At 66.6% G+C, this 14872-nt stretch carries 11 protein-coding genes and 1 pseudogene; 6 read left to right on the forward strand and 6 right to left on the reverse strand.

The features are described from left to right. From rpoC to ACN5KJ_RS20140, 3 genes are all read right to left on the reverse strand, one after another. Positions 1-2314 (reverse strand): DNA-directed RNA polymerase subunit beta' (gene rpoC, locus ACN5KJ_RS20130; RefSeq protein WP_418595967.1); only part of this gene is annotated, 2314 nt, incomplete at its 3' end. A 100-nt stretch (positions 2315-2414) separates the two neighbouring features. Then, entirely contained in the window at positions 2415-6551 is a 4137-nt protein-coding gene (rpoB, locus tag ACN5KJ_RS20135; protein WP_418595969.1) for a DNA-directed RNA polymerase subunit beta, read from the reverse strand. A 749-nt stretch (positions 6552-7300) separates the two neighbouring features. After that, the gene (locus ACN5KJ_RS20140) at positions 7301-7894 is read right to left on the reverse strand and encodes an ImuA family protein (RefSeq protein WP_418595971.1); all 594 of its coding nucleotides are present in this window, start codon (positions 7892-7894) and stop codon (positions 7301-7303) included. 300 nt (positions 7895-8194) lie between these two features. On the opposite strand from ACN5KJ_RS20140, the gene ACN5KJ_RS20145 reads away from it, so the two are divergent. Further along, complete coding sequence (locus tag ACN5KJ_RS20145; RefSeq protein ID WP_418595973.1) at positions 8195-9244, forward strand: aldo/keto reductase; 1050 nt, start codon at positions 8195-8197, stop codon at positions 9242-9244. A gap of 21 nt (positions 9245-9265) precedes the next feature. Here the strand turns inward: ACN5KJ_RS20145 and ACN5KJ_RS20150 are convergent, their stop codons facing one another. Beyond that, positions 9266-10132, reverse strand: a complete 867-nt coding sequence (locus tag ACN5KJ_RS20150) for a helix-turn-helix domain-containing protein (RefSeq protein WP_418595975.1) — start codon at positions 10130-10132, stop codon at positions 9266-9268. 133 nt (positions 10133-10265) lie between these two features. On the opposite strand from ACN5KJ_RS20150, the gene ACN5KJ_RS20155 reads away from it, so the two are divergent. After that, complete coding sequence (locus ACN5KJ_RS20155; protein WP_418595976.1) at positions 10266-10445, forward strand: DUF2061 domain-containing protein; 180 nt, start codon at positions 10266-10268, stop codon at positions 10443-10445. 391 nt (positions 10446-10836) lie between these two features. Then, positions 10837-11739 carry an EamA family transporter gene (locus tag ACN5KJ_RS20160; protein ID WP_418595978.1) on the forward strand — a complete coding sequence of 301 codons (903 nt, stop codon included), beginning with the start codon at positions 10837-10839 and terminating at the stop codon, positions 11737-11739. On the opposite strand, the gene ACN5KJ_RS20165 is transcribed toward ACN5KJ_RS20160, so the two are convergent. Continuing rightward, positions 11711-12574, reverse strand: a complete 864-nt coding sequence (locus ACN5KJ_RS20165) for a DUF817 domain-containing protein (protein ID WP_418595980.1) — start codon at positions 12572-12574, stop codon at positions 11711-11713. The genes ACN5KJ_RS20160 and ACN5KJ_RS20165 overlap by 29 nt on opposite strands. 236 nt (positions 12575-12810) lie before the next feature. Between ACN5KJ_RS20165 and ACN5KJ_RS20170 the strand changes: the two genes are divergently transcribed. The 3 genes from ACN5KJ_RS20170 to ACN5KJ_RS20180 all read left to right on the forward strand — a co-directional run bounded on the left by ACN5KJ_RS20170 (position 12811) and on the right by ACN5KJ_RS20180 (position 14498). Beyond that, entirely contained in the window at positions 12811-13413 is a 603-nt protein-coding gene (locus ACN5KJ_RS20170) for a TetR/AcrR family transcriptional regulator (RefSeq protein WP_347165926.1), read from the forward strand. Positions 13414-13497: 84 nt separating this feature from the next. Next, a complete protein-coding gene (locus tag ACN5KJ_RS20175; RefSeq protein ID WP_347165925.1) occupies positions 13498-14175 on the forward strand; it encodes a PspA/IM30 family protein in 678 nt (225 codons plus the stop codon). 44 nt (positions 14176-14219) lie between these two features. Beyond that, positions 14220-14498 carry a hypothetical protein gene (locus tag ACN5KJ_RS20180; protein WP_023851971.1) on the forward strand — a complete coding sequence of 93 codons (279 nt, stop codon included), beginning with the start codon at positions 14220-14222 and terminating at the stop codon, positions 14496-14498. Positions 14499-14674: 176 nt separating this feature from the next. Here the strand turns inward: ACN5KJ_RS20180 and glyA are convergent. Beyond that, positions 14675-14872: pseudogene (glyA, locus tag ACN5KJ_RS20185) on the reverse strand (serine hydroxymethyltransferase); the annotation flags it as partial.

Raw genomic sequence — 14872 nt, forward strand, 5'->3', positions numbered from 1 at the left:
AGTTGAAGTACTCGAGAACGGTCAGACCTTCCTTGAAGTTCGAGATGATCGGCGTCTCGATGATGTCGCCGTTCGGCTTCGCCATCAGGCCGCGCATCCCGCCCAGCTGCTTCATCTGCGTGACCGAGCCACGGGCACCGGAGTGCGCCATCATGTAGACCGAGTTCGGTTCCATCACGGCACCGGCCTCGTCCCGGCGTTCCGCCGAGATGGTCGACATCATGGCTTCGGTGACCTTGTCGTTACACTTCGACCAGGCGTCCACGACCTTGTTGTACTTTTCGCCCTGGGTGATCAGGCCGTCCATGTACTGCTGTTCGAAGTCCTTCACCTGATCGCGGGTCTCTTCGACGATGTCCCACTTGTTGTCCGGGATCACCATGTCGGCCTTGCCGAAGGAGATACCGGCCTTGAAGGCCTCCTTGAAGCCCATGGACATGATCTGGTCGCAGAAGATCACCGACTCTTTCTGGCCGCAGTAGCGGTAGACGGTGTCGATGACGCGCTGCACGTCCTTCTTCCGCAGAAGCTGGTTGACCAGGTCGAAGGGCGCCTTGGCGTTCAGCGGCAGGAGCGCGCCCAGACGGACCCGTCCGGGGGTGGTTTCGAACCGCTGCCAGACCTCGTTGCCCTCTTCGTCGATCTGCTTCACCCGCGCCTGGATCTTGGCGTGCAGGTGGACCTCTCCGGCGTTGAGCGCGTGCTCGACTTCCTCGATCGAGGAGAAGAGCATGCCCTCACCCTTCATGCCTTCGCGCATGATGGTGACGTAGTAGAGGCCCAGAATCATGTCCTGCGAGGGAACGATGATCGGCGCACCGTTGGCGGGCGACAGGACGTTGTTGGTCGACATCATCAGGACGCGCGCTTCCAGCTGTGCCTCAAGCGACAGCGGGACGTGCACGGCCATCTGGTCGCCGTCGAAGTCGGCGTTGAAGGCCGAGCAGACCAGCGGGTGCAGCTGGATCGCCTTGCCTTCGATCAGTTGGGGTTCGAACGCCTGGATGCCCAGACGGTGCAGCGTGGGCGCGCGGTTCAGAAGGACCGGGTGCTCACGGATGACCTCGTCGAGGATGTCCCAAACCTCGGGACGCTCTTTCTCGACCAGCTTCTTCGCCTGCTTCACGGTGCTGCTGAGGCCCTTGGCCTCGAGCCGCGAGTAGATGAAGGGCTTGAAGAGTTCGAGCGCCATCTTCTTGGGCAAGCCGCACTGGTGCAGCTTGAGTTCCGGGCCGGTCACGATGACCGAACGGCCCGAGAAGTCGACGCGCTTGCCCAGAAGGTTCTGACGGAAGCGGCCCTGCTTGCCTTTCAGCATGTCGGACAGCGACTTCAGCGGACGCTTGTTGGCGCCGGTGATGACGCGGCCGCGACGGCCGTTGTCAAAGAGGGCGTCGACCGATTCCTGCAGCATCCGCTTTTCGTTGCGGACGATGATGTCCGGCGCGCGCAGTTCGATCAGCCGCTTGAGGCGGTTGTTCCGGTTGATCACGCGGCGGTACAGGTCGTTCAGGTCCGAGGTCGCGAAGCGGCCACCGTCCAGCGGCACCAGCGGGCGCAGTTCCGGCGGAATGACCGGGATCACGGTCAGGACCATCCACTCGGGGCGGTTGCCGGATTCCAGGAAGCTTTCAACCACCTTCAGGCGCTTGATGATCTTCTTGGGCTTCAACTCGCCGGTGGCTTCCTTGAGGTCGGCGCGCAGGTTCTCGGCCTCGGACTCGAGGTCGATGGCGGCCAGCATCTCGCGGATCGCCTCGGCGCCGATGTTGGCGGCAAAGGCGTCTGCGCCGTACTGGTCCTGCGCGTCGTTGTATTCTTCCTCGGTCAGCATCTGGCCGTAGGTCAGGTCGGTCAGACCCGGCTCGATGACGACGTAGTTCTCGAAGTAGAGCACGCGCTCGAGGTCACGCAGGGTCATGTCCAGCATCAGGCCGATGCGCGAGGGCAGCGACTTGAGGAACCAGATATGGGCGCAGGGCGCGGCCAGCTCGATGTGGCCCATGCGCTCGCGGCGCACTTTCTGAAGGGTGACTTCGACGCCGCACTTTTCGCAGACGACGCCGCGGTACTTCATGCGCTTGTACTTGCCGCAGAGGCACTCGTAGTCCTTGATCGGGCCGAAGATGCGCGCGCAGAACAGGCCGTCACGCTCGGGCTTGAACGTGCGGTAGTTGATGGTTTCCGGCTTCTTGATCTCGCCGAAGGACCACGAGAGGATCCGCTCGGGCGAGGCCAGCGAGACCTTGATCTCGTCGAAGACCTTCTGCGGGGCCAGCGGGTTGAACGGGTTGTTGGTCAGTTCCTGGTTCATCTTGTTCCTCGTGAATGTGAGGGAAGCGGGGGAGAGGAGCCGCCAGGACCTTTCGGCCGAAAGGTCCTGGCAAGCAGAGTTTTCGTCGAAAACTCTGCGTTTACTCGTCCTCCTCCGCATCCAGGAGTTCCATGTTGAGGCCGAGGCCGCGCACTTCCTTGACGAGGACGTTGAACGATTCCGGCACGCCGGCCTCGAAGTTGTCCTCGCCCTTGACGATCGACTCGTAGACCTTGGTCCGGCCCGCCACGTCGTCCGACTTCACCGTCAGCATCTCCTGCAGGGTATAGGCGGCGCCATAGGCTTCCAGGGCCCAGACCTCCATCTCCCCGAAGCGCTGACCGCCGAACTGCGCCTTGCCGCCCAGCGGCTGCTGGGTGACGAGCGAGTAGGGGCCCGTCGAACGCGCGTGGATCTTGTCGTCGACGAGGTGGTGCAGCTTCAGCAGGTATTTGACACCCACCGTCACCTTCCGCGCGAACTGCTCACCCGAGCGCCCGTCGAAGAGCACCGACTGGCCGCTCTCGTCAAAGCCCGCGCGGGTCAGCGCGTCGTTCACGTCCGCCTCTTTCGCACCGTCGAAGACCGGGGTCGCGATCGGCACGCCGCTCCGGACGTTGCCCGCCGCTTCCAGCAGGTCGGTCTCGTCCATCGTGGCAAGGCCTTCTTCGTAGACCTCGTCGCCATAGGCGATCCGCAGGGCCTCGCGCACCGGGGTCATGTCACCCGAGCGGCGGTATTCCTGCAGCGCCTCGTCCACCCTGATGCCAAGCGCGCGTGCGGCCCAGCCCATGTGGGTCTCGAGGATCTGACCGACGTTCATGCGCGAGGGCACGCCCAGCGGGTTGAGGCAGAAGTCGACCGGCGTGCCGTCGGCGAGGAAGGGCATGTCCTCCATCGGAACGACGCGCGACACGACACCCTTGTTGCCGTGACGGCCGGCCATCTTGTCGCCCGGCTGAAGCTTGCGCTTCACCGCGATGAAGACCTTGACCATCTTCATCACGCCCGGCGGCAGGTCGTCGCCGCGACGCACCTTCTCGACCTTGTCCTCGAAACGGGCGTCGAGCGCGCGCTTCTGGATCTCGTACTGCTCGTGCAGGGCCTCGACGTGCTTGGCGTCCTGCTCCTCGGCGAGGGCAAGCTGCCACCACTGGCCACGCGTCAGCGTTTCCAGCAGGTCCTCGGTCACCTCGGAGTTCGCCTTGACGCCCTTCGGGCCCTTCACGGCGGTCTTGCCAAGGATCATCGTCTTGAGACGGGCGTAGATGTTGCGGTCGAGGATCGCCAGCTCGTCGTCCCGGTCCCGGGCCAGCTGTTCGATCTCTTCGCGCTCGATCTGAAGCGCCCGCTCGTCCTTTTCGACGCCGTGACGGTTGAAGACGCGGACCTCCACGACGGTGCCGTAGTCGCCCGGCTTCACCCGCAGCGAGGTGTCGCGCACGTCCGATGCCTTTTCGCCGAAGATGGCGCGCAGAAGCTTCTCTTCCGGCGTCATCGGGCTTTCGCCCTTCGGGGTGATCTTGCCGACGAGGATATCGCCCGGCTCGACGTCCGCACCGATGTAGACGATGCCCGCTTCGTCGAGGTTGCGCAGGGCTTCCTCGCCGACGTTGGGGATGTCGCGGGTGATCTCTTCCGGCCCGAGCTTGGTGTCACGCGCCGCCACTTCGAATTCCTCGATGTGGACAGAGGTGAACACGTCGTCCCGCGCGATGCGCTCCGAGATCAGGATCGAGTCTTCGTAGTTGTAGCCGTTCCACGGCATGAAGGCGACGATGACGTTCTTGCCGAGCGCCAGTTCCCCCATGTCGGTGGACGGGCCATCCGCGATGACCTCGTTCTTGCGCACCGTCTGACCCACCTTCACCAGAGGCTTCTGGTTGATGCAGGTGTTCTGGTTCGAACGCTGGAACTTGCGCATGCGGTAGATGTCGACACCCGCGTCGCCCAGCTCCAGATCCTCGGTTGCCCGGATCACGATCCGCTGCGCGTCGACCTGGTCGATGATACCGGCGCGCTTGGCCATGACGGCCGCGCCGGAGTCGCGGGCCACGACTTCCTCGATGCCGGTGCCGACCAGCGGCGCCTCGGCGCGCAGCGTCGGAACCGCCTGACGTTGCATGTTCGAACCCATCAGGGCGCGGTTGGCGTCGTCGTTTTCAAGGAAGGGGATCAGCGAGGCCGCGACCGACACCAGTTGCTTCGGCGAGACGTCGATCAGGTCGACGTTTTCGCGCGGGGCGAGGGTGTAGTCACCGGACTGGCGCGTGCTGACCAGCTCGTTGTTGAACACGCCGTTTTCGTCCAGCGAGGCGTTGGCCTGCGCCACGGTGTGACGCATTTCCTCGGTCGCGGACATGTAGTGCACTTCGTCGGTGACCTTGGCGTCCTTGACGACGCGGTAGGGGGTCTCGATGAAGCCGTATTTGTTCACGCGGGCAAAGGTGGCCAGCGAGTTGATCAGGCCGATGTTCGGGCCTTCCGGCGTTTCAATCGGGCACATCCGGCCATAGTGGGTCGGGTGAACGTCGCGGACCTCGAAGCCCGCGCGCTCGCGCGTCAGACCGCCCGGCCCAAGCGCCGAGAGGCGCCGCTTGTGCGTCACTTCCGACAGCGGGTTGGTCTGGTCCATGAACTGCGACAGCTGCGACGAGCCGAAGAATTCGCGGACGGCCGCCGCCGCCGGCTTGGCGTTGATCAGGTCCTGCGGCATGACCGTGTCGATCTCGACCGAGGACATGCGCTCCTTGATGGCGCGCTCCATCCGCAGCAGGCCGACGCGGTACTGGTTTTCCATCAGTTCGCCGACCGACCGCACGCGGCGGTTGCCGAGGTGGTCGATGTCGTCGATTTCGCCGCGCCCGTCGCGCAGGTCCACCAGCGCCTTGATGCAGGCGACGATGTCCTCGCGGTCCAGCGTGCGCTGGGTGTCGGGCTTTTCAAGCGCCAGACGCATGTTCATCTTCACGCGGCCCACGGCCGACAGGTCGTAGCGCTCGCTGTCGAAGAACAGCGTGTCGAAGAGCGACGAGGCGGCCTCGACGGTGGGCGGCTCACCCGGGCGCATGACACGGTAGATGTCCATGAGCGCCGAGTTGCGGTCCATGTTCTTGTCCTGCGCCATGGTGTTGCGCATGTACGGACCGACGGTGACGTTGTCGATGTCCAGAACCGGGATCTCGGTCACGCCGGCGTCGATCAGGTCCTTGAGCGTGCCGCCGGTCACTTCGCCGTCCTTGTCGACGGTCCAGGTGAGCTCGTCACCGGCCTCGACGTAGATGGCGCCGGTCTCTTCGTTGATGATGTCCTTGGCGACATACTTGCCGACGATGTGCTCGAAGGGCACCAGCAGGTTCTTCACCGTGCCTTCGTCGATCAGCTTCTTCACCGCGCGCGGCGTCACCTTCTTGGTGGCCTCGGCGATGATCTCGCCCGAATCCGCGTCCACGAGGTCGAAGGTCGGACGGGTGCCGCGCACGCGGTCCGGGAAGAACTTCGTGACCCAGCCCTCGCCACGGCGATACTCGAAGTTCACCGTGTTGTAATAGGCGTCCATGATCGCTTCCTGGTCGAGACCAAGAGCGTAGAGCAGCGTCGTCACCGGCAGTTTCCGACGGCGGTCGATGCGCGCGAAGACGATGTCCTTGGCGTCGAATTCGAAGTCCAGCCACGAGCCGCGATAGGGGATGATGCGGCAGGCGAAGAGCAGCTTGCCCGAGCTGTGCGTCTTGCCCTTGTCATGGTCGAAGAACACACCGGGCGAGCGGTGCATCTGGGACACGATCACGCGCTCGGTGCCGTTCACGATGAACGTCCCGTTCGGGGTCATCAGGGGCATGTCGCCCATGAAGACGTCCTGTTCCTTGATGTCCTTGACCGACTTCGCGCCGGTGTCCTCGTCGATATCGAAGACGATCAGGCGCAGGGTGACCTTCAGCGGCGCGCTGTAGGTCATGTCGCGCTGCATGCATTCCTCGACGTCGTACTTCGGCTTCTCCAGCTCGTAGTCGACGAATTCCAGGATGGCGGTCTCGTTGAAATCCTTGATCGGGAAGACCGACTGGAAAACCCCCTTGATGCCTTCGCCGTCCATCGGCTTGGGCTGGTCGCCGGAGGCGAGGAACAGCTTGTAGCTGGATTTCTGAACCTCGATGAGGTTCGGCATTTCAAGGACTTCGCGGATCTTGCCGTAGTAACGGCGAAGACGTTTCTGGCCAAGGAAGCTTTGCGCCATGACAGATGTCACCTTTCGATAGCTCGTCCGAGAAACGCGCCGTCGGGCTACGGTGCGCCTCGTCAGTGACGGCGTGGGGTCCGTTGATCCATTCTCGGTCCGCGTCCCACCGCAGACCACTCGATCAAGGGTCCCTGCCTTGGAAAGACTCCCGCCCGATGGGGGAGGCTTGCCAAGCCGGGGAGGGCCGATGAATGCCGGTCCATTCCGCGCATCCCGATGATTTTTCAGAAAATTTTCCGATGTTTCGGGGCTGGGCGGATGGTTAATTCTCTCTGCGCGCGACCCCCGATCATGCAAAACACGAAAGCGGCTTCGAATCAATCGAACCCGCGTGAGGTTTCCAGATATTCGGTGAACGGCGCAAAGGCAAGACCCCTGGCGGGGTGTTGCGGATTTATGCGTGCCCGGAGAATGACAAAATCCGCGCCGCAGGTCAAGCTGACTGGCGCCTCTCGTCGGACACCCTGCGGATTTTTGCACCCGCCGTCCCGGTGTCCGCCCGGGCGTCCGCTCCGGACCCGCCCGGGGCGGCCTCCCGGCAGGGGCCGGGGCCTTCGGGCCGGAAGCGGGGCGGGATGCGGACTGGACCCCCGGGCAGGGCGCCCGCCTCCCGCATGCGCGGCGCCCCCCCCAACCCTCAGCGCCCGGCGCGCCGCTTGCGGGCGGGATGGCGCAAGCCCCGGGGCCTGCCGGTGCAGAAGGGGGGGCGGCGGGCGCCGTCCCGGGCCCGCCAGGGGGCTGTCCGCTCAGGTCCAGGGGGCCAGCGCCCCGCCCGCCAGCCGCCAGGTCTTCGGCGGCAGCATCCGCGCCCGCAGCCGCTCCAGCCGCCAGGCCTCTCCGGCGGGTCCGTGCCGTGGCTCCATCCGCCAGCGCGTCTCGACCCCCGGCGCGCCGCCCGCCCCGGGCGTCAGCAACAGCCCCAGCGGCCGGCAGCGCCCCGCAGCGCTGCCGGCCTCGGCGGCCAGATGCAGGCGCCGCACCGCTGTCAGGCCCGGAGGCTCCGGCAGTTCGGCCACCACCACCGGCATGGCGCCACTGCGCAGCGCCTCTTCCATCGCCCAAAGCCGGTCGATGGCGCGCGGGGCCGCGACGTGGATCACGTCCTGCGGCGGCAGGATCGGCTGCATGCCGCAGGGGTTCAGCCGCGCCCCCGAGGGGGCGCCCGCGATCCACAGAACCGGCGCCCCGGCCCGTGCCGCCAGCATCAGCGCCAGCCTGCGCCGCGCCTGCCCGCAGATCTCGTGCGCGCGCGACAGCGGCAGCACGACCTCGTCCCACAGCACCAGCCCGGGCGGCGGCGCATGGGGGCGACGGGACAGAAGGGCGGCGGAATCGCTCATTCCTCAAATCTACAATGTTCCTTTTTCGTTCTCAAGAATTCCCGCCATGCGGCGCGCCGAGGGTCTTGCCCGGTGGCGGAAGGCCGCGACCCACCGGCGCCTCTCTCACCGGCCCGCCCTTCTTCTGTCCCGAAATATCCCGGGGGTCCGGGGGCAGGGCCCCCGTCGTGCCCGGCCTGGCAGGGCGCGGATCATCACGGCGGCAGGGCCCCCGACCGGTGGCCCGGGTGGGCCGAAACCGCATGCTCTTGGCATCGCCTTCGCGCCCGCTATGCTCCGCCCCGACCACAGGAGACAGACATGCAGATGAAACCGCTGGGCCGCTCCGGCCTGATGGTGTCCGAGCTTTGCCTCGGCACGATGACCTACGGCAACCAGACCCCGCCGGAAGAGGCCCATGCCCAGATCGACCGCGCGCTCGATGCCGGGATCACCTTCATGGACTGCGCCGAAATGTACCCGGTGAACCCGGTGCGGGCCGAAACCGTGGGCCGCTCCGAAGAGATCCTCGGCGACTGGTTCGCAAGGACCGGGCGGCGCAACGACTGGGTGCTGGCCACCAAGCACACCGGCGAGGGCAGCGCCGTGGTCCGCGACGGCGCGCCGATCTCGGCGCAGACCATCCGCCCCACCATCGAGGCCTCGCTGAAGCGGCTGAAGACCGACCACATCGATCTCTACCAGTTCCACTGGCCCAACCGGGGCAGCTTTCACTTCCGCAAGAACTGGGGCTACGACCCCGCCGCCGCGCTCATGGACCGCGCCGCGATCCTCGCCGACATCGAGGACTGCCTCGGCGCGCTTCAGGCCGAGGTCGAGCGCGGCACCATCCGCGCCTTCGGCCTGTCGAACGAATCCGCCTGGGGCACCAGGCAGTGGATCGAGGCGGCGCAGCGCGGCGGCGGGCCGCGGGTCGCCTCGGTGCAGAACGAATATTCGCTGCTCTGCCGCCTCGCGGATACCGACCTCGCCGAGACCCTGTACCAGGAAGAGGTGGGCCTCTTGCCCTATTCGCCGCTGGGCGCGGGCTTCCTGACCGGCAAGTACCAGGGCGGCGCCGTGCCCGAGGGCTCGCGCATGGCGCTTAACGCGCAGATGGGTGGGCGTCGCAGCCCGCGTGTCCTGCCCGCGGTCGAGGCCTACCTGAAGGTCGCGCGGGACTTCGGCCTCGACCCGGTGCATATGGCGCTGGCCTGGTCGGCGCGGCGCAGCTTCGTCGCCTCGTCGATCTTCGGCGCGACCACGCTGGCGCAGCTGGACCACCTGCTGGGCGCCGTGGAGGTGACCCTCACCGAGGATCTTCTGGCGGCGCTGGACGCGGCCTACAAGGCCCACCCCATGCCCTACTGACGCCAAGGCGGCGCGGGGGGATCACCCCTGCGCCACCGTCCCGCGCAGCCGGTGCAGATATTGCGGCAGGGCGCGCGAGGACACGGCGGCCTCTTTCACGAGGTGGTCGAAATGCGCGGTGAAGGCGGTCACCCGCTCGGTGTCGCGAAAGGCAAGGTAGCTCTGCCCGACGTAAAGCACCGCCATCCGCGGCCCCATGACCGTGACCGGCGCCGAGAACAGCCGCCGCGCGTCGAAGAGATAGACCCGAAGCCGCGGATAGAGCCCCTCGACAAGGGCGATCATCCGGTCCAGCTGCTCCAGCCTCACCGGCTGCGGAACGCCGCGGTAATAGCCCTCGCCCGCGGCAAAGCTGTCCAGTTCATGCAGCGGCACGGCGATCTCGAAATCCGACCGCGATACCCGCAGCCAGTCCAGCCGGTCCGCCGAGGCGTTGACCGCCTGTTCGGCGGTGCGCCCCAGATGCGGGCCGTATTCCCATTCCAGCACCGCGCGGGTCTTCAATATGTCCGGCAGGGTCGTGGGCACGTGGCGGATCTTGTAACCCTCGGCCTCCTGGTGCCAGCGAAAGATCGTCTCGTCCACCAGCGCGCGCGGCGCGCGGGTCAGCGTCGTCGAGGTCGCCAGCAGGTCGGCGGCGCTTTCGGGCCGTTCCGACAGGCCCAGCAGCCAGTCGCTGGACACACCCAGGGCCTGCGCGCAGGCCCCCACCAGATGCGCATTGGGCAGCCGCGCCCCTTCGTCCTTCAGCAACTGCGAGACGGTCGAGCGGTCCACCCCCACGGCCCGCGCCAGCGCGGTCTGGTTCGACCCGGCGCGGGCCATGGCCTCGGAAAGGCGGGCGCGCAACAACGCGGCGCGACGGCGTTTGTCGAGAATTTGCGGCATGTCGTGATAATTATCACAAATGCCGGATTTTGTGAACCAGAACCGCAATGGCGCAACAGCGCGGGCCGGGACAGTCTGCGGCCAAACCGAAACGACATGGACAGCCGCCTTGGACAGCCCCCGAAGAACCCTCGTGAAATCCCTGCTCTGGACCCTGATCGGCCTCGTGACCATGGGCCTCGTCGGCTTTGCCTTCACCGGCTCGCTCGCCTCGGGCGGCGGCATGGCGGCGATCAACGCGCTGATCGGCCTGGCCATGTACGCGCTCTACGAACGCCTCTGGGCGGCGATTCCATGGGGCCGCGATGCCTGAGCCAGCGCCGTCAGACTGCGCGGCCTCGACGGCCCCTCCCGTGCCTGCCGGCGAGCTGCCAGGCTGACCGGACGCCGGGCATGCCGGTCCCGGTGCTGCCCCCCGCTCGGCAGGCCGCGCCGAGGCATGAGAGGCGGCCGGGCCGCCCCTGTCGCAACCGCCCCTGACCGCCCCCTGCCACGACCCGGAAAGCAGCAGCCCCAACCTCGGGCCCTGTCCGACCCGGCTCGCGGGAAAGCCCGCGCCGCCACGGGGCATCCCACGTCCCGGAACTGCGCGCCCCCGGGGCTTCTTCTTGGTCCAAATACCCAAGAGCAACAGCCGCCTCCGAACGCCGATCCTGGCGTTTTCGCACTGGCCCCCGCCGCCCAACGGCGTATGACCAATCGCCATGGACCTCTGGATCATCGCCACCCTCGCCGCCGCCACCTTCCAGACCCTGCGCTTCATGCTGCACAAGGTGCTGGCGGGCGGGGCGCTGACGGCCACCGGCAGCACCTTTGCCCGGTTCGCTTATGCGGCGCCCGCAGCCGTCCTGGCGCTGGCGCTCTATGGCCGCGCCACGCCCGGGCCGCTGCCGACGCTGGCGCCGGGCTTCTGGGGCTGGGCCGTGGCGGGCGGGCTGGGGCAGATCCTCGCCACGATCCTTGTCGTGCTCACCTTCCGCGAGCGCAACTTCGCCGTCGGCATCACCTTCAAGAAGACCGAGGTCATCCAGACCGCGCTGCTGGGCCTCGCGGTGCTCGGAGAGCGTGTTTCGCCGGGCGGCTGGGCCGCCATCGGGCTGGGGCTTGCGGGCGTCCTGCTGCTGTCGCGCACCCCCGGCAGCGCGGCGCGGCTGGCCGAAGGTCTGAAAAGCCGGGCCCTGCTCTTGGGCCTTGCCTCGGGCTTCTTCTTCGCGATCTCCGGCGTCGGCTACCGCGCCGCCACGCTGTCGGTCGAAACCGGCGACCCGCTGATGCGCGCCGGGTTGACGCTGGCCTGCGTGACCACCCTTCAGACGCTGGGCATGGCGCTCTGGCTCAGGCTGCGCGAGCCCGGCCAGATCACCGCCGTCTGGGCCGCGCGCCGGACCGCGCTCTGGCTGGGTCTTGCCTCGATGGCGGGCTCGCTCAGCTGGTTCACCGCCTTCACGCTGCAGACCGCGGCCTATGTCTACGCGCTGGGGCAGATCGAGCTGATCCTCTCTCTGGCTGCCTCGGTGCTGTTCTTCCGCGAGAAGGTCTCGACCCGCGAGGTGGCGGGCATCGCCGTGCTGACCGTCTCTATCGTGTTGCTGGTTCTGCTGGGATAGCAGCCTCCAGCGGCGCGCGCGACGTCGCGTCGCGCAGCACCAGCAGCACCGTGGTGAAGCTGACGTATAGAAGCAGGTACCACGACCCCATCTTCGCAAGGCTCACGAGGTCCAGCGTCGTCTGCCCGGCGTAGAGCCAGGTGTTGGAATTGGTGCCGACATTCTCGGCCACCCAGAGCGCCACCGACGACAGGAAGGCCGCCAGCGGCAGCGGCATCCAGTAGGCGTGCTCGGCGATGGTGAACCAGACGCGGGTGCGCGCATAAAGGATCACCGTCAGCGCCATCAGCACGTAGCGTGCGTCCCAGATGTAGTGATGCGCGAAGAAATTGACGTAGATCGCCACCGCCAGCGCCAGAGAGGCCGCGAAGGGCGGGAAGGGGGCAAAGCGCATGTCGAAGAGGCGGATCACCCGTGCCATGTAGCTGCCCACGGCGGCATACATGAAGCCCGAGAACAGCGGCACGCCCCAAAGCTTCAGCAGCGCCGGTTCCGGGTAGGCCCAGCTGCCCGCATTGACCTTGAACAGCTCCATCGCCGTGCCGGTCAGGTGGAACAGCAGGATCACCCGCGCTTCCTGAAGGGTTTCCAGCCGCAACAGCAGGAAGGCCGCCTGCAGCGAGAGGGCATAGACGAACAGCGCGTCATAGCGCGCAAAGACCCAGTCGTCGGGCCAAAGCCGGTCCGAGACAAACAGCCCCGCCAGCAGCAGAAAGCCGAACAGCGCGGCCCAGGCCTGCTTCAGCAGGAACATCGTGAATTCCACCAGCCCGTGGGGCAGGCGGGCGCGCATCCAGTCGCCGAGGGCGCGTTCGATAAGGCGGGTCCGTGTCATGACAGCGCAATGACCCGTCGGGCCACTGCCGTCCAGTGCGGGTTTCCTGACCCCGGGCGGGGCAGCGGGCGGGCAATCCCGCTTGCAGGGTGACCCGGGTGGCGGGCCACCGGGCGCACCGGAACGCTGCCGCCCGGGGCGGGGGGACACTCAGGGCAGCTTTCGCGAAGGGCCTTCCTTGCGGCCCGCGCCGCCGCCGTGCTAGGGCGTGAACAGTGTTCAAAAAGAGGGGCGTCATGGCGGGCAAGGTGGCAGAGCGCAAGGCGGCGCTGAGGGCGAAACTCATCGACCTGGCAGAAGAGCAGATCGCCGCCGAGGGGCTGTCCTCGCTGCGGGCGCGGGAACTGGCGAAGCAGGCGGGATGCGCGACGGGGGCGATCTACACGCATTTCGCCGACCTCGACGCGCTGGTGCTGGAAGTCAACGGGCGCACGTTCCGCCGCCTTGGCGCCGCCGTCGCGGCCTCGGTCCGGGACCAGCAGGGCGATCCGGTCCAGCGGCTGATCACCATGTCGCATGCCTACCTGCATTTCGCGGCAGACCAGCCGATGCTCTGGCGGGCGCTCTTCGATGTGCAGATGTCGGCGGAGGGCCCCGTGCCGCAGTGGTACATGGATGCGCTGGGGAACCTCTTTTCCCACATCGCCGAACCGCTGGCCGAGGTGTTCCCCGAGATGGACGCCCGCGCGCTGGACCTGATGACGCGGGGCCTGTTCTCTTCGGTGCACGGCATCGTGCTGCTGGGGCTGGAGCAGCGCATCTCTGCCGTGCCGCTGCCGCAGATCGAGGAAATGATCGCGCAGATCCTGTCCCGGGTGGGGCATTCCACAGAAAAATGAACGCCGTTCAAAAAATGTCTTGAACGGCGTTCAGGGAATCGCTATACCAATTTCATGAACGATGTTCACGAAAGGAAAGCGACGATGTTCGGAACCCTGAAGACCCTCTTCGACGGTGCCAATGCCCGGGCCGAAGAGAACCTGCGTGACCGCTATTGCATCGAACTGATCGACCAGAAGATCCGCGAGGCCACGGCCAGCCTGAAGGCCGCCAAATATTCGCTGGCCTCGCTGATCCAGCGTGAACGGGCCGAGACCCGGCAGGTGGCGGCGCTGGAAGAGCGCGCCGCGGACCTGACAGGGCGCGCCAGAGAGGCGCTGGCCGCAGACCGCGAGGATCTGGCGCAGGAGGCCGCTCAGGCCATCGCCACGATGGAAAACGAACTGACCCTCCGGCGCGGCACGGTGCAGCGGCTGGAAACGCGCATCCTGCAACTGCGCCAGTCGGTCGAGACCGCGAACCGCCGCCTGACCGACCTGAAACAGGGCGCCATCGCTGCCCGGGCCGCAAAGCGCGAGGCCGACATCCAGAAGCGCCTTGGCGCCCATGTGGCGAAGGAAACCGCTTTTGAAGAGGCCGAGGCGCTGATCCAGCGGGTGCTGAACCGTGACGATCCCTTCGAGCAGGGCCAGATCCTGAAAGAGATCGACGCGGGCCTCGACCAGACCGACATGGCCGACCGCATGGCCGATGCGGGCTTTGGCCGGGCCACGAAATCCACCGCAGCAGACGTCCTGAGCCGTCTGCGCACCACCGACTGACACCCCTCATTCTGCTGAACGCAAACCCCTGAAAGGAAAGACCCATGAACCTCGACCGCAACGAAAACGGCCTCATCCTCGTCCTCAACTTCGCCGGTGTCGCGCTGGCCCTGGCCCTGCTGGCGGGCTCGCTCTGGCTTTCGACCGAAGTGCCGCTGGCGACCAAGGGCTTCTGGGGCATGGGGATCGTGCTGCTGAGCCTGTCGCTGGTGAACGTGGTGAAATACCGCTTCGACCACCGCTCGTCCGAGGACCGCCTGCGCCGCATCGAAGACGCCCGCAACGAAAAGCTGCTGGAAGACGCGCTGCGCGAAGAGGGCTGAGGATCGGGCAGCGCCCGACCCATCCCGATGCCGGACAAGGAAAAAGGCGGGGCTGCGGCCCCGCCTTTCATGTTTTTGCCGGATCAGGGGGCTGCGCGGGCGGGGGCAAGATCGTCGACGATCTTGCGCAAATTCCATCCATGGAATTTGCGCTCCGCAATCACCCGGAAAGGCCCTTACAGCCCCGGGTACACCGGGAAGCGCTGGCACAGGGCCGCGACCTCACCCTTCACCTTGGCCTCGACCTCGGCATTGCCTTCGGCGCCATTGGCCTTCAGCCCGTCCACGACCTCGACGATCCAGTCGGCGATCTGGCGGAACTCGGCCTCGCCGAAGCCGCGTGTCGTCCCGGCGGGAGAGCCCAGGCGGATACC

Source organism: Ponticoccus sp. (in: a-proteobacteria) (assembly GCF_048381735.1).